Annotated in this window: 14 protein-coding genes; 8 read left to right on the top strand and 6 right to left on the bottom strand. The window is 39.8% G+C overall.

Annotated features, from left to right (window positions below; translation table 11 throughout):
• The 6 genes from B4B65_RS04165 (at position 1) to B4B65_RS04140 (ending at position 6,756) form a co-directional block, all read left to right on the top strand.
• Complete coding sequence (locus tag B4B65_RS04165) at positions 1-3,432, top strand: DUF6443 domain-containing protein (protein WP_293913581.1); 3,432 nt, start codon at positions 1-3, stop codon at positions 3,430-3,432.
• Entirely contained in the window at positions 3,429-3,764 is a 336-nt protein-coding gene (locus tag B4B65_RS04160; protein WP_293913579.1) for a hypothetical protein, read from the top strand. The genes B4B65_RS04165 and B4B65_RS04160 overlap by 4 nt, the downstream gene beginning before the upstream one ends.
• Before the next feature lie 69 nt (positions 3,765-3,833).
• Positions 3,834-4,067 carry a hypothetical protein gene (locus tag B4B65_RS04155; protein ID WP_201680138.1) on the top strand — a complete coding sequence of 78 codons (234 nt, stop codon included), beginning with the start codon at positions 3,834-3,836 and terminating at the stop codon, positions 4,065-4,067.
• A 124-nt stretch (positions 4,068-4,191) separates the two neighbouring features.
• Positions 4,192-4,848 (top strand): hypothetical protein, encoded by a 657-nt coding sequence (locus B4B65_RS04150; RefSeq protein WP_293913575.1) that lies wholly within the window; start codon positions 4,192-4,194, stop codon positions 4,846-4,848.
• Between the two features lie 169 nt (positions 4,849-5,017).
• Positions 5,018-5,947 carry a hypothetical protein gene (locus tag B4B65_RS04145; protein WP_293913573.1) on the top strand — a complete coding sequence of 310 codons (930 nt, stop codon included), beginning with the start codon at positions 5,018-5,020 and terminating at the stop codon, positions 5,945-5,947.
• Between the two features lie 473 nt (positions 5,948-6,420).
• Positions 6,421-6,756, top strand: coding sequence for a MerR family transcriptional regulator (locus tag B4B65_RS04140; RefSeq protein ID WP_002996913.1), 336 nt, complete (start codon positions 6,421-6,423; stop codon positions 6,754-6,756).
• 70 nt (positions 6,757-6,826) lie between these two features.
• On the opposite strand, the gene fbp is transcribed toward B4B65_RS04140, so the two are convergent.
• From fbp to B4B65_RS04125, 3 genes are all read right to left on the bottom strand, one after another.
• A complete protein-coding gene (gene fbp, locus B4B65_RS04135; RefSeq protein ID WP_293913570.1) occupies positions 6,827-7,828 on the bottom strand; it encodes a class 1 fructose-bisphosphatase in 1,002 nt (333 codons plus the stop codon).
• Positions 7,829-7,908: 80 nt separating this feature from the next.
• On the bottom strand, positions 7,909-8,403 hold the full coding sequence (locus tag B4B65_RS04130; RefSeq protein WP_293913568.1) for a metallophosphoesterase family protein: 495 nt from the start codon (positions 8,401-8,403) through the stop codon (positions 7,909-7,911).
• Between the two features lie 4 nt (positions 8,404-8,407).
• On the bottom strand, positions 8,408-9,064 hold the full coding sequence (locus tag B4B65_RS04125; RefSeq protein WP_293913566.1) for a tRNA1(Val) (adenine(37)-N6)-methyltransferase: 657 nt from the start codon (positions 9,062-9,064) through the stop codon (positions 8,408-8,410).
• A 146-nt stretch (positions 9,065-9,210) separates the two neighbouring features.
• Between B4B65_RS04125 and B4B65_RS04120 the strand changes: the two genes are divergently transcribed.
• Positions 9,211-10,353 carry a hypothetical protein gene (locus B4B65_RS04120; protein WP_293913564.1) on the top strand — a complete coding sequence of 381 codons (1,143 nt, stop codon included), beginning with the start codon at positions 9,211-9,213 and terminating at the stop codon, positions 10,351-10,353.
• Here B4B65_RS04120 and mutS read toward each other — a convergent pair.
• The gene (gene mutS / locus B4B65_RS04115; RefSeq protein ID WP_201681608.1) at positions 10,350-12,959 is read right to left on the bottom strand and encodes a DNA mismatch repair protein MutS; all 2,610 of its coding nucleotides are present in this window, start codon (positions 12,957-12,959) and stop codon (positions 10,350-10,352) included. The genes B4B65_RS04120 and mutS overlap by 4 nt on opposite strands.
• A 306-nt stretch (positions 12,960-13,265) precedes the next feature.
• Entirely contained in the window at positions 13,266-14,159 is an 894-nt protein-coding gene (locus B4B65_RS04110) for a Fic family protein (RefSeq protein WP_293913561.1), read from the bottom strand.
• A gap of 249 nt (positions 14,160-14,408) precedes the next feature.
• Between B4B65_RS04110 and mtgA the strand changes: the two genes are divergently transcribed.
• Positions 14,409-15,137, top strand: coding sequence for a monofunctional biosynthetic peptidoglycan transglycosylase (gene mtgA, locus B4B65_RS04105; protein WP_293913559.1), 729 nt, complete (start codon positions 14,409-14,411; stop codon positions 15,135-15,137).
• A gap of 94 nt (positions 15,138-15,231) precedes the next feature.
• Here mtgA and B4B65_RS04100 read toward each other — a convergent pair whose 3' ends face one another.
• The gene (locus tag B4B65_RS04100; protein ID WP_293913557.1) at positions 15,232-16,620 is read right to left on the bottom strand and encodes an MBL fold metallo-hydrolase; all 1,389 of its coding nucleotides are present in this window, start codon (positions 16,618-16,620) and stop codon (positions 15,232-15,234) included.
• Between the last annotated feature and the right edge of the window lie 16 nt (positions 16,621-16,636).

Raw genomic sequence — 16,636 nt, 5'->3', positions numbered from 1 at the left:
ATGAAAAAACAGCTTTTATCCACAATATTAACCTTATCCACGCTCTTAACCCTATCCATAGTTAAGGCACAAAATACGGATCTGATCCTGACCAGCTACAGCGGTCAGGGTCAGATCAAAGCCAGTAGCAGTGTTACGCTGAAACCGGGCTTCCATATTCCCTCAGGCAGTACGGTACGGATCTATACCAGCAGCAGCCTGCAGACACACCCGGTTTTACAAACCCAGCTGAGTGGTAACCAGAACTACATCCTGACACGTACCTTTCGCAAGGCAGGGGTGACGCTCGCTAACCTATCCCAGTCCCGCACCGTAGAAGAGGAGAACCAGAGTATACAGTACTTTGACGGCCTGGGCAGACCTATGCAGAGTATACAGGTCATGGCTTCCCCTACACACAAGGACATCGTGCAGCATGTAGAGTACGACGGCTTCGGCAGAGAGAGCAAAAAATATCTTCCCTATGCTACTTCGGCAAGCATGGATGGCAGCTATAAGCCCACAGCCGGAGTGGATGTAATGAATTTCTATAATCCTACCTCCGGTTGGGATGCAGCAGTAAAGAAAACAGGCTATCCCTATGCAGAGACACAGTTTGAGAACAGTCCGCTGAACCGGGTGCAGGCTCAAGGCTCACCCGGCGAAGCCTGGCAACTGAGCTCAGGTCATACCGTACGTACAGAGTATGGTACCAATGTAGCTAATGATGTGAAACTATGGCAGCTCAATGCAGCCGAAAACGGAGCCACAGCAACCTTCTATCAACCAGGCAGGCTGTACAAAACCACCACCAAAGATGAGAACTGGAGCAGTGGCAAGAGCGGTACCGTAGAAGAATACAAAGACTTTGATGGAAGAGTGGTATTGAAACGGATCTGGGAAACAGAGAGTAAAAAACTGGAGACGCATTATGTCTACGATGACTTCGGCGACCTTCGCTATGTGGTCCCACCTGCAGTGAGTGTTAACACATTCAGTGAAGATGCTGCAGACCCCAACTATGATGCATACATCTATGGTTATAAATATGACGAACGCAGACGCCTGACAGAGAAGAAGATCCCGGGTAAAGGAAAAGAAGAACTGGTGTATAATAATAACAACCAAATAGTGCTGAGCCGTGATGCCAACCGCAGAGCAGCCGGAGAATGGCTGTTCAGCAAATACGATGCATTCGGCCGGATGATTATGACCGGTATCTATACCAGTACCGAGAGTGCAGTAACGCTTACTGCCCAGATCAACAGCAATGGCCAGACTATAGGCCGGCTCTGGGAAAATCCTACAACCACAGACCAAGGGTATACCAATGCTGTCTTTCCGACGAATATTGCCTATTACCATACCATCAACTACTACGACCGGTATGACTTTCCGGAGAACAGCTTTGGCGCTCCGACAGGGAATCAGGCTTCCGGAGCACGGGTCAAGACCTTGTTGACCGGCACCAAAACCACCACCCTGGGCACAGGTACTATGCTGCTGACCACCCACTATTATGATCTGGAAGGAAGGGTGATCCAGAGCAAGAGTCAGAACCATATCGGCGGTACAGATATCACCGACAACAGCTACAGCTTCACCGGAGAACTGGAAAGCAGCACCCGCAGACATACCGTTAACGGACAAACCACCACTATCACCACCACCAATGAATACGATCATGTCGGTCGTCTGGTCAACAGCAGACAAAAGATCAACAGTCAACCGGAAGTCACTTTACTGGCCAACAGCTACAATGAAATCGGACAGCTCAAAACAAAAACAGTAGGAGCAGATCAGCAGGGAAATAACCCTGTGAATACGACAGACTACAAGTACAATGAGCGGGGCTGGATGACAAGCAGTACCTCACCCCACTTCAGCCAGCAGCTCAGTTATCAGGATCCGGTCAAAGGAGCAGCAGCACAATGGAACGGTAATATCTCCGAGCAAATCTGGGGTCCGACGACAACCCTCAATCAGCACTTTGTATACAGTTATGACAAACTGAACCGGTTGACCAACGGAAGCAGCCCGACATCCGGGATGTCTGAAATCCTGAACTACGATGATATGGGTAATATCACGAATCTGACCCGTGACGGATCGGGGATCAGTTACAGCTATACGGGCAACAGGCTGAATACCGTGTCTGGTGGTATCAATGGCAGCTACAGCTATGATGAAAACGGCAATGCAAAGACCGACCGTATGGGAATGAATCTGAGCTACAATCACCTGAACCTGCCCCGTCAGGTGACAGGAGGTGGCAACACGATTACCTACCTGTATGATGCAGGCGGCAATAAACTTCGAAAAACAGCAAACACCACGGGACAGCGGGATTATGCAGGCGGTATAGAATACCAGAATGGAGTAATCGAACTGATCCATACCACAGAAGGCGTAGCCTACCGGAATGCAAATGGAGATTACACGTACAGATACAACCTAACGGATCATCTGGGCAATGTCAGAGCTACCATCTACCGGAATCCGAATACAAATGCAGTGGAGGTACTGCAAAGAGATGATTACTATCCGTTTGGTTTACAGAAGTCCCCAAATCCGGTATATGGAAATAATAAGTATCTTTATAATGGCAAAGAGAAGCAGGAGGAGTTAGGTGGCCAGTTGGACTATGGAGCCAGATTCTACGACCCTGTGATTGGAAGATGGAATGTCGTGGATCCGTTGGCGGAGAAATACTATCCCTATTCAGCATACAATTATGCGCTTAATGATCCGATAGGAAAGTTAGACCCTAATGGTATGTGGGTTGCAACAGCAGATGGCTGGTCAACTAATGATCCGAGTGAGATAGCTGAGTTCATGCAGCAAGTGCAGGGAGATGATCAGGGTGATCCTCCCAAAAAAAGAGGTATTACTATTGCAAATGGTCCTGGTTCTATAATTCGAAAAAATGGTAAGAGTCAAGTTCAAAAGGGAGATGGTTCTTCTGATGTTTTTCTTGATAGCGGATATGAACTCGGCCTTGGTTTTACTCCAATAGGTACTTTTTTTGATTTTAAAGCTGCAATATCTGGTGAGGATATGAGTGGAGAGGAGCTTTCACCATTCTGGCGATTGGCAGGTGTTATTCCTTTTGTTTCAGAATTTAAGAATGGATCAAAAATAATTTCAACTGTTAAGAGCGATAAAAAACTCTTGAAACTTGCGCAGGAAACTTTTGAAGGTAACAGGCAACTTAGAGATGAAGCGAATAATCTTATTTCCCAATTAAACAATGGTAATATGAATCCAGGTTCAGGTACTAAATTTATTACTGATGGTATTTATGAAGCAAGATCTAAAGGAGGGGCTCGCGTTTATTTTAAAAACGGAAGTAATGGTGTTATAGAGATAGTTGGATATTCAAATAAGTCAAATCAAGATAAAGTAATCGAACGTTTAATAGAGATTAATAAAAGTTTAAAAAATAAAAAATGAAATTCAAAGTACTATTTCCAGCTCCTTATCAGGTAACAAATATTTATGATGATAATATTGATGTTAATATTGTTTTAGAGAATGATGAGGTTTATTTTGGAACATTATTTACCTTGAAGAATATAGAGAAACTTATGAAGAACAATCACGATGCCTACTTTTGGTCAACAGATATGCTTATTTTAGAAGAGTTATCACTTCAAGGTATTAATGTTGCTCTCGAAGCCTTATTCAAAGATGGTTATTTTAATGATGTGTTTACTAAAATAGGTTTGATTAAAACTATATATTCTCATCGTGGTTGGAAGCATTATTCTGATGTTATGGTCTGAAAATAAGAGTTAGACATAGTTATAAGAACAGTCCAATTTTGATCAAATTAATGCCAAAATAATTTTTTTATGCCAAAAATAAGATGTGTTTGTGACTATATAATTAACTTAAGTGAAATACCAAGTCCTAATCAGTACTTAATAATTTCCGATGTAGAAATGGATACTTATGTAGGACAAGTAGATGTAGAACAATTATACATGGCAATGAAAATAGTTGCACGTTGTTCAAATTGCGGCAGATTGCATGTTTTTTACGATGGTTTTGATGAAGACCCTGTTATTTATCGTGTTGACAATTAGTTTGTTTTGAATTTCAATATCATTATTCGACCTTGGTAATTATATATCAAAGATTACAAGGTGTACAAAGTAACAAGCATAAAGGATTATGTAGAAGGCTTAGTTTATATGCGCTGATAAGTAATTGAAAGGAGAAACAGGAAGAGTTAGGTGGCCAACTGGACTATGGAGCCAGATGACACCTGTCCGCCTACTGGCGGATGACCCAGTAATTGGAAGATGGAATGTGGCGGATCCGTTGGCGGAGAAATACTATTCCTATTCAGCATACAATTATGCGCTTAATGATCCAATTGGTAAGCTTGATCCTAATGGTATGTGGGTTGCAACAGCAGAAGGCTGGTCAACTAATGATCCGAGTGAGATAGCTGAGTTCATGCAACAAGTGCAGGGAGATGATCAGGATAAAGGAGGGAAAAAGAAAAGCCAACAGGATCCCCCTAAAAAAGGTAGAAATTCAAAGGGGGGCACTAAAGATGTGTATGGTGATGGAGGAAAAGTTCTTTATAATGGAAAGGCAATGTTTGGAACAAATTTTATTGGTCCAGGCCCTGATGAAGACCCCAGGGATTTGGGCCTCGTTCCCTTAGATATGATAGATATGGCGGCAATGAATCATGATTTGTCTTATTTTATTAACAAATCTAGTGGTATAAAAGGAGCTTTTATAGACTTAAAAGTTTTGGATGCTGATAAAAAATTAGTCAAAGAAGCTTTCAAAGTGATTAAGCAATATAAAAAGGGGGGGATTGATCCTGTAACCGGCGAAAAGATTTCGTAAAGAACATATAATATTGCTGTTTTAGTAACTTTGCTGTTTTCAGATATTAATGCACAAAAAAGCGTAAGGAATATAACTCCACAAACAAAAAAAACAGTTAATCAGAAATATAACAATTTTATAAATAATGTGATTAATTCTATTTCTAGGTCATATTAAATTACAATAAATGAATAAATTTTTAAATTCTATATATTGCATATCAGTAGTCTTGTTTTTTGGTTGTAGTTCTAATAAAAATAAAGACGTTGGTGAATTGGGAAGATTTGACATAAGTAATGATGGAAAATTTATAATCTATTCTTGGTTGGAAGGAGAAAAAAGCTCCATTTACAGAGTAGATATTGATGGAAAAAACGTAAAATTACTTATTAACTCTTCAGATAATATCTCTTATTTTAATCCCAGTTGTTCAAGTGTTGATGGACAAATTATTCTTGTTGGTTATTCTCCAAAAAGTTTGAAGAGTTCTTTATGGATCAGTAATATACTAGGAGAAAAGTTAAAACAGATAACAGATAGTAGTACGTTGAAATTAGAAGCAATTTTCTCTGTAGATGGAAAATCAATTTATTACACACAGGCAAATGAATACACTGGCAATTCTCCGATAGGAAGAAGGGCTGCTCATGACTTTGATGTATATGAACTAAAGCCAAAGAGTTTCGAAACAAAAAAAATAACCAATTTGAATTCCTATCAAATAACCAATATTTTGGATATTGATAGTAGCCAAATGTTATTAACAATAAATGATAAAGATAGAGGTATATTTTTTCTTGAAAAAAAGAGTGGAAATTTGAGTAAAATTCAAACTTTAAATGATACTTTGAGGAATTCAACAGGATATTCTAATCCGGTTCTTCTAAATAACAATTATGTTGTTTGTTCTTCTTATTATGAATTAGCTCAAATTGATCTGAAAAAGAAGATTGAGAAAATAATTTTACCCTCATCAGGAGTTCATTTTAAACAGATTAGATATAATAAACTTTTAAATTCCATTTTTTTTATTAAACAAGGTTCTAATATTATTTATCGACTAAATGTAGATGGAACGGATTTAAAAGAAATTGAAATGAATGCCTCAATTCGTTAATAGTATTGATTAAATATTAGTTGTTGAGATGTTTTTCAGCACGAGCATAATTTTATTAATTTAACCCGAGTTTTAGGTCTTAATTGGGTTTAATAGACCATGAAATAATCTCGCTAACGAACAGCTCTATAATCTGATTTGATATGAAATATTTTTTTATAAGTTCAGTTTTCAGAGAATCAGTAGCGTGTACAATAATTGGCAATCGTCATGTTCATGACGAAGCTAAATTAGTCCCGGCTAGCGAATATATTATGAAATTAATTACGATTATGTCAGGAGATTTAGGGAAGCTAACTTTTACGTTATGCTTAAGATTCGGGTAAAGTATTTCCAATCTGATTTTTCAGTTTCATATACCTTTTAACATTTTGTCTTATTTCAATGCACATTTGCTTATATATACAATACAATAATTGCATATAAAAGCAAATTTATCTAAGTTTGTTTGAGCAAGACTAATTTAAATAAATATGCCTTACAAGGAGCGCGAAATAAATAAATTATACTACACGATGGGTGAGGTAACGGAGATGTTTAATGTCAATGCATCTCAGATTCGTTTTTACGAACGTGAATTTACGGTCTTGCAACCCAAAAAGAATAAAAAGGGCAACCGTCTCTTTACACAGGAAGATATCGCAAACCTGAAAATAATCTTTAATCTGGTAAAAGAAAAAGGCTACACATTACAAGGTGCGCGTGATTATCTGCGTACAAATAAAAATGAAGCGCGGGAAAATCAGCGTGTCATTGATTCCTTAGAAAAGTTAAAAGGTTTTTTACTGGAAGTAAGGGACAGTCTGTAACGACTATCCCTGTACAAGTTGTTTATCCGAATAAACAAAATCTATTCATGCAGGTGAATAATCCGATCTTTTAAGACCGGAGCATAAATTCCTCCACTTTCTCCACCATTTCAGGGCTACCCATAAATGCCGGACATCGCTGATGCAGCTCGCAGGGTACTATATCCAGAATTCTTCCCTGGCCTGTACTTGCCTTTCCTCCGGCTTGTTCTACAATAAAAGCTATCGGATTGCATTCGTACATCAACCTTAGTTTTCCGTCCGGATGGCTTAGTGTAGTAGGATACAGGAATATTCCTCCTTTGAGCAGATTACGATGAATATCAGCTACCATGGATCCAATATAACGGGACGTATAGGGTCTGCCTGTAGATGCATCTTCAACCTGACAATATTTAATATAATCTTTGACGCCCTGCGGAAATTTGATATAATTACCTTCATTAATCGAATATATAGATCCGCTTTTTGGAATTTTGATATTGGGATGGGAAAGACAGAATTCACCTATGGAAGGATCTAACGTAAAGCCGTTAACACCTTTTCCGGTGGTATATACCAACATGGTAGAAGAGCCGTAGATAATATATCCTGCTGCTACTTGTTCCGTTCCTTTTTGCAGGATATCGCTTAAGGTTGCCCTATCATTGACGGATTTTCTTCTGTATATGGAAAAAATAGTTCCGACAGAGACATTTACATCTATATTGGACGAACCATCCAAAGGATCAATACAAACAATATATTTGGCATCTTTGGATACTGTTGAATCCAGATAGATAGCTTCATCCTGTTCTTCCGAAGCAAAAACGCAACATTCTCCACCATGATTCAGGGCTTTCATAAATTGCTCATCTGCATAGACATCCAGTTTCTTCTGCCCCTCCCCTTGCACATTGGTCTGTCCTGCATCACCGAGAATATCGGCCAGCCCGGCCTTATTTACTTCCCGGTTGACTACTTTCGCCGCTATTCCGATATCTCGTAACAGTCGGGAAAGCTCCCCTTTTGCATAGGGGAAATCGGCCTGTTTTTCAATGATAAACTGACCTAAGGTTTTCATAATTGTCATTTGTTGTTTTGTTTGTTTATATGATTTAGGCCAAATGTAGGCAACCTAAAACAATCCTGCAACCTAATGACAACCAGAGTTTAACGATTTGCCAGTTCTATAACTTCCAAATTTTCAATTTTATCCCCATTTATATCAAAACGCATCAATGTTCTGACTTTTTGCCAACCATGTTTACCGGCTGCACCGGGGTTAAGATGCAAACATTTTAATTTTTGATCGAACTGTACTTTTAGAATATGGGAGTGACCACAGATAAACAACTGTGGTGGGTTGGCCGTAATTTCAGCTTTCACAGCAGAAGCATACCGGCCGGGATATCCGCCTATATGCGTCATCCATACATCCACTCCTTCACACATAAATCTGAGATTTTCGGGATATTGTGCTCTTATCTCCTTACCATCTATATTACCATATACACCGCGAAAAGGTTTGAAGGCAGCCAGCGCATCTGCGACCTGTAACGATCCAAAATCGCCTGCATGCCAGATCTCATCGCAATTCTCGAAATAGGTAAACACCGCTTCGTCCAGATAGCTGTGTGTATCTGATATCAATCCAATTTTTGTCATGTGTCTAAAAAGCTAAAAAATACGGACGTAAAAGTTCTTTATATCTCTCCGAATATACTCCTTTGCGCTCATATATAATCAATAATTCCTCCGCAGTCACGGCTTTCTTCCCTCCCTTGCGCCATGTAATCATCTTCCTGAAGACAGGACTGTCATTATACGATTGGACAGCGATTACATGCTCTGTTATCAGATTCTGAGCAGTTGCAATGTCCTGTAATTGTTCGGCGAGTTCCGGGGGAAGAATCAGACGCAACAAGCCATTTTCCATCAAATGGCCTCCGGCAAAATCAAAGAGTCTTTCAAAGAACGGAAGATCGGCATGTCTGGCTGTTTTTTTTCTGTTATCAGGATTATGCAACGAATCCGTATAAAAGGGAGGATTAGAGATAATCAGATCATATTTTCTGACCGGGTTCAGGCCTTCAAAGGAAGTATGTCGTGCAGACATGCGCTCAGAAAAAGGGGAATTCAGAAAATTCTGCTTTGCTCTGTCCGCAGCAAGCGCATCGATCTCAACAGCCTCAAGTGTAGCCTTTTCGAATCGTTGTGCAAGCATCAGTGCAATCACACCCGTCCCCGTCCCTATATCCAGTATATGGACAGCCGGAATATTTGCTGTAGTAGCAGCCAGCAATACTCCATCTGTATTGATCTTCATGGGACAATCCGTTTGATCTACAGCAAATTGTTTAAACTGAAAAATAGAAGACATAGTACAAAGATACAATCCCCTGTAGCACACACAAGCTTCATATTACTTCATAAACCAAAAAAATCATTACTTTCGTTTATTAGTTTATTATTATGCGCAACATTTCCTTCTTCCTATTTACAATCTTGCTGTTTGGAATCAGCGGAGTTACCCGTGCACAGCAAACCAGTTCTACCTCTGGTACCTGCATCACCTCGGCCCAATCCGGTCTGGATAAACTTGTTCCCGCTCTAGTCAAAAATGATTTTGATGCTATCCGGGATATTGTCAATGTATGGGAAAGGGATTGCGGAAAAACAGAGTTTCTGGAGCGCATCAAGATCCTTCAGCTTCTCATCTCTAAATCTCCTTATCAGGCAGAACTGGATTATTACTACGGTCAGAAATACGATCAGCAACTAATAAAAAGATGGAATAATGCGGATAAGAAAAACTACAAGGATATTTACACGAAGCAACCTTCTCAGTTTGATTATGTCCCTTTACGTCATCAGGTAGATTCATTACTGAAACTGAAAGCCAAAGCCTTACTGTATTCAGATAGCTACCAGTTAGCGGATAAGGACCGGAAACTGATTGCTTTGTTTGCTGATGATTTTAATGAAATTGCGGCTCAGCAAGCCGAAAGTAATCAGGCTAAAAATAACAAAGGATCTTATTCAGACGATTATAAAGACAGAGTAGGTTATACAGTCTATGCCGGTACTTACGGGCCACTGGGCGGTACCAATACCACATTCGGATATAATCCGGTGTTCGGATTAACAGTAATGAGTTCGCTGCGCAAAAACTTTATTTTCGAAGGAGGAATAAAAGTCAGAATTAACAGTTCGGACAGGGATTTTCAATACCTGCTCTATAATGAAACTATGGATGTAAACTCTGCGGCCAGCTTTTCTGTTGGTGGAAATGTGGGCTATAAGGCAATGGATAGGGGTAAATTTATGCTTATTCCTAAATTGGGTATAGGATGGGAAGTAATCAGCACAGGGTTGTCCGAAACGGTATATAATGACAATTATGTAGATGAGTACGGAGATGGTTCCAGCACAAGATTTCATAATGTAAATACACTTCACCTCGGAGCGAGTCTGGCAGGTATGTACCGCGTATCCAGAAAAAATTATATCGGACTGGAGATCGGTTACCATTACACTCCTTATCAGTGGGACAGTAACCTGATCACAGACATCTACAATCACTATGGAAGTGTAGAATTATTTTTTCGATTTTAGTTTTTCAGAAGACGTTGTATTTCATCTAGTTTCATCAGGGCTTCTACCGGAGTCAGGGTGTTGACATCCAGATTATTCAGCATGTCCCGGATTTTTTCCAGAATAGGATCATCAATAGCAAACATTTGCAGTTGATAGGCTTGTTTTTGTATTTTGCGCATACTGTCCTTTATCTGCTCACCTCCGGTACGCTCCTGCTCCAGACGCTTTAGGATTTCATTTGCTCTTCCCAGCAATTTCGGAGGCATTCCGGCCAGTTTGGCAACATGAATACCAAAGCTGTGTTCTGAACCTCCGGGAACCAGTTTACGTAAAAAGATAACTTTATTATTGACTTCCTTGACTGTCACATTGAAGTTTTTGATTCTAGGCATGGAAGTACTCAATTCATTGAGTTCATGGTAATGCGTCGCAAATAAAGTCTTTGCTCTTGCTGTAGGATGATTATGCAAAAATTCAGCAATCGCCCATGCAATAGAAATCCCGTCATATGTACTCGTACCACGCCCAATCTCATCCAGCAGAATAAGACTTCTGTCCGACAGGTTATTCATGATACTCGCTGTTTCGTTCATTTCAACCATAAAGGTAGATTCACCGGACGAAAGATTATCCGACGCTCCTACACGGGTGAATATCTTATCTACCAAACCGATATGAGCTGTTTTGGCAGGAACAAAACTTCCGATCTGTGCCATTAACACAATCAGTCCGGTCTGCCTTAGTAAAGCGGATTTACCGGCCATGTTTGGTCCTGTAATAATAATAATCTGCTGTGCATCATTATCCAGGAAAGTATCGTTGGTGATATAATCCTGTCCGATCGGCAGGTTCTTTTCGATCACAGGGTGTCGTCCGCCTTTTATATCCAGAACTTTGCTCTCGCTGATCTCCGGTTTGACATAAAAATTCTTTTCTGCTATTACAGCAAAGTTCAACAGGACATCCAGTTTGGCTACCAGCTGAGCATTAAGCTGTACCGGTTTGATATATTCGGCAATCGCAGATAATAGCTCTGCATACAGTCTGTTTTCTATAACCTGAATTTTTTCTTCTGCACCGAGGATCTGCTCTTCGTACTCTTTCAGCTCTTCAGTGATATAGCGTTCTGCATTTACTAATGTCTGTTTACGGATCCAGCCTTCCGGCACTTTATCCTTATGGGTATTGGTCACTTCGAGGTAATACCCGAAAACATTATTGAAAGCTATCTTTAAAGATGGAATTCCGGTCAGTTCGGCTTCGCGTTTCTGAATTTCCAACAGATAATCTTTACCTCCAAAGGCAATTTTGCGCAGACGGTCCAGTTCACTGTCAATGCCATCTGCCATGACATTTCCTTTATTAAGTGCAACAGGAGGTTCGGCCTGCATTTCTCTTTCTATTCTATCACGGATCAATGAACAGGTGTTAAGCTGTTCCGAGATAATTTTTAATGACTCTGCGTCTGCATCCGCCGTTCGTGTTTTCAATTTTTCGATCGCATACAACGATCGCTTCAATTGCATAATCTCTCTGGGATTGGCTTTGAGAAGTCCGATCTTACTGATCAGTCGCTCCAGATCACCTACCTGTTTTATTTCCTGTACCAGCTCATCCCGTAAAGATCTGTTTTGATGAAAATGCTCCACTACATTCAACCGTTCCTGTATAGAAGCCCGGTCTTTTAGCGGCATGACAATCCATCTTTTGAGCAAACGTGCACCCATCGGTGAAGCCGTATGATCCAGTACATCCGAAAGGGTTACTGCATTTTCATTTGCAGAGCCTATCAGTTCCAGATTACGGATTGTAAATCTATCCAGCCACATATAGCGATCCTCTTCGATACGCGATATATTGGATATATGCTGCAGATTACGGTGTTCTGTTTCATTCAGATAATGAAGTGCAACACCGGCGGCTATAATCCCTACAGGCATACGCTCTATTCCGAACCCCTTCATCGAGTTGACCTCAAAGTGCTTGAGTAAGGTCTCTGTCGCATAATCTCCGGTATACGGCCACTCATCCAGTGTATAGGTGTAAAACTGGCTCCCGAAATGTTCTGTAAATTCTTTAAACTGTTTTTTTGCCAGTATGACCTCTGTAGGTTTGAATCCCTGCAAAAGTTTATCAATATAGCTGTTGCTGCCTTGCGCAACCAGAAATTCTCCGGTAGAAATATCCAGAAAAGCAACTCCTGTAGAATTCTTTTCAAAGAATACAGAAGCAAGGTAATTATTTGATTTTTGCTGAACGATATTATCGCTGTAAGATACTCCGGGAGTTACCAGTTCTGTCACTCCGCGCTTGACGATAGTCTTGGTCGTCTTCGGATCTTCGAGTTGATCACAGATCGCCACACGTTGACCGGCTCTTACCAATTTTGGCAGATACGTTTCCAGGGAATGATGCGGAAATCCCGCTAATGCTGTCTCGGACTCACTTCCACTCCCCCTCTTTGTCAATACAATCCCTAATATGCCTGCGGCTTTGATTGCATCTTCTCCAAACGTTTCATAAAAGTCTCCCACTCTGAATAACAATAATGCTCCCGGATATTTCACCTTTATAGCATTATACTGTTGCATCAATGGAGTTTCTTTTTTTGCTGCCTTTGCCAATTTAATATCGATTTTTGATAAGCTGTAAAAATAACAGAAATGTAGCAGATAGGCAACTCTGCAGAGAGAAACATACTATATTGTCAGGCATTAACTTTTTTGTATAAATCATGAATTATAATGGTGTCAATTACTATGACGGATAAATATGTAGTGTATGGGATATAACAATCGTCTACACTACAAATCGAATGACAGCAGATTGCAGCCGCAAAGATTGCCAACCCAATAAGTTTTATAATTCACAGGCTCTGCCTGTGATATTTCTTTAAAGAAATATTATTTTTAAGTTTTACTACCGGAAAACTAATCAAACTCTATTTCAAAATATACAAGAATGGCTTTATAATTATCCTGAGCAGTAAGGCATGTATCCAGCAGATATTCTTTAATATGCCTCCATTCCTGTAATCCCCTGTAATAAAAAAGCTTGAGATCTTCATCTATGATAAAAGGTACAATATTGTTAGCCAGGCATTCTTTAAACATTATTAATCGTCCGACGCGACCATTTCCATCCTGAAAAGGATGAATAATTTCAAATTTATAGTGGAAATCGATAATATCTTCTAAAGTCTTATTTGCAATGCTGTGGTAATTGGAAAGTAAAGCTGACATTTCTGTGGAAACTGCTTTAGGTGGACAAGTTTCATTCCCACCAACTTCGTTTGGAAGTTTTTTGTATTCCCCAACATTAAACCAATCTTTTCGGCTATCAGATGTTCCTGATTTCAGAAGAAAATGTAATTTCTTAATAAAAGATTCCGTTAGTTTGGATTTTGCTTTATCGATGATTAAGTCAATACATCGAAAATGATTGGTGGTTTCAATAATATCATCAATATTAACAACTTCTTTAGATGCTCCTATGGTATTTGTCTCGAATATGTAGCGTGTCTGATCATGAGTTAACTTGCTCCCCTCTATACGATTTGAATTATAGGTGAGATCAATTTGCGTACGGTGGTAAATTCCACCTTTCAGCTTCATCTCTTTTTGCTCTTTAAAGTGATTGAGTAAGACATTATCACTAAATTTCTTCTTATTTCCCTTCTCAGGTAATAACGAATCTTCCGGAATATTCCATGTTTTACCCGTTAAAAAAGCTCCTTTTATTTTTCCGCTAGCACAATAATTCCGGGCGGTTCTTTCCGGAATATTCCATCTTTTCGCAAACTCTCTTACTGAAATATAGTTCATGCTATTTATTATACACTTGCCGTTATCGGCAAATATACAACAAATAACAGTTTTAATTTTACTATTTCTTGCCGATAAAAATATCTTTGAGAATCTGATTCCTTATGAATTTGCTTAAATTCAACTCATAAATTTCTATATCTGTCAATTGAATTCATGTGATCCCATTATTTTTCCGAAAACTTTAAAATAAATTAACTAATACTGCGTAATAGCTATTATGTTTGCACGATAAATGACATAAGCGCCATGGCGATCAAAAGAGGCAACAAAGTAAAACGAAAATCAAGCTCCAAAGATCTTAAGAATCAAATCCTTAAGTGGACAGGACGTGTAATAGGCGGATTTTTTGCAATCACCATTTTCTGGGTGATCTGCCTGCGTTTTATAGATCCTCCTGTTACTTATCTGATGATCAAACGTGGCTTTGAGCGTAAGGGAATGGGTAAAGAGTGGAAGCTGGAGAAGGACTGGCTGGACTATGATGACATGTCTAATAATCTGAAGCGAGCCGCTATAGCCGGTGAAGATGCTCATTTTATGGAGCACAACGGATTTGATGTGCAAGCTATTCAGAAAGCAATGGAGAAAAATCAAAACGGCAAAAAGCTCAGGGGAGGAAGTACAATCAGCCAGCAGGTGGCCAAAAATGTATTTCTATGGCCGGAGCGTTCGTGGGTACGCAAGGGTTTTGAAACCTACTTTACTTTTCTCATCGAATTATTCTGGAGTAAAAAACGAATTCTCGAAGTATATCTCAATGTAATTGAAATGGGGCAAGGGGTGTATGGAGCTGAGGCCGCAGCCCAATATTACTTCAGCAAATCAGCCAAAAGTTTAACAAAAAAAGAAGCTGCCCTCATTATTGCTATTCTGCCTAGTCCGCAGAAATGGGATGCACGCAATCCTTCTACATATGTAAATGGTCGGGCAAACCGTATCGTAAGATACATGAGTCATTACAGTATTCCAGAATAAACGTATTTATTATGCCGGCATCTGTGTCTTTAGCGACAGATTGCCGGCATAATTATTAAAAGAATTTTATTTTACAGTCAACACGGATTTAAAATTAAAATTCGAGCTCCTGCCCTTGTGAAAGCCATTCATTCATACTACCAAGATAGACCTCTACATCATCAATTCCATTTTTCTTCAGTAAAGAAGCAGCTATTGAAGCTCTGTCTCCACCCTGACAATAGATAATTTTGGTCTTCTGAGGATCAATAGACGAAAGATTTTTTTCCAGTTTGCCCCACATCAGTGAAATTGCTCCCTTGATATGTCCTCCCTGGTACTCGTTAGTATTACGAACATCAATAAGCTGTATGTCAGGATTATTGATTGCAGACTTTACAGCAGTTAGATCCACCACTTTTGTCATCTCTAATGGTATATCCAAATCATCGATATTAGTAATGTACCCAATAATGTTATCCAATCCTATACGCATAAGTTTGCGTGTTTCCTCTTCTATTTCATGTGCTGCTGCAATCAAAATAAAAGGTTTGTCGTACTGCAAAAGCCAGCCGGCCCAGGTAGCAAAAGATTTTTTATGAGGAATATTTAAGGATTGCGGAATATGTCCTTTTACAAACAACTCCTTTGGTCGTGTATCCACGATGGTAACAGCATCTTGTTTATACTTTAAAAATTGTTCTTTGTTTAATAATGGAACCTTAGGTACATGCAACAACAATGGGCGGCCCACCTTATTTAGCTTTTTCATCATGGCAAAGTAAGCAGGTGGTTCCGGCTGTCCGTCCAGTAATTCAGTGACAAATGCATCTTCTTTCTGTTGTTGTAAAGCCCAGTTACGGATACGCTCATATCCTACTGTACTACTTGGAACAGATCCCAGCGCTTTTCCACAGGATGATCCTGCACCATGCCCCGGCCATAGCTGTACAAAATCCGGCAGGGTAAGAAACTTTTGGATTGATCTGAACATATCTTTTGCACCAACTTCCTTTGTACCGACTAATCCGGCAGCCTTTTCCAATAAATCAGGGCGGCCTACATCACCCACAAATACGAAATCTCCGGTGAATACCATGATCGGTTCATCAGAAGCAGGGTGATCGGTCAGGACAAAACTTATACTCTCCGGCGTGTGTCCCGGTGTATGGATGACAGTCAATGTCAGATTACCAACAATCAGCTTATCCCCTTCTTTTAATCCTTCATGTGGAAATTCATACTGCCAGTCTTCGCCTCCTTCATCCGAAAGATAAAGGGTCGCTCCAGTAAGTGCTGCAAGCTCCCGCGATCCGCTCAGAAAGTCCGCGTGAATATGGGTTTCGGTAATCTGGGTAATTTCCAGATTATTGCGTTTCGCAATTTCCAAATATGTATCTACATCTCTTTTGGGATCGATGACCAATGCAACTCCTTTCGCCTGACAACCGATCATATAACTCGCCTGAGCTAAACTCTCATCATATATACGTTCAAAAAACATAACTCCATATTTTCTT

The sequence above is a fragment of the Sphingobacterium sp. UBA5789 genome, from assembly GCF_002418355.1.
Lineage (GTDB): Bacteria > Bacteroidota > Bacteroidia > Sphingobacteriales > Sphingobacteriaceae > Sphingobacterium.
The sequence above is the reverse complement of the archived record's forward strand: the minus strand, read 5'-3'. Positions and strand labels throughout refer to the sequence as shown.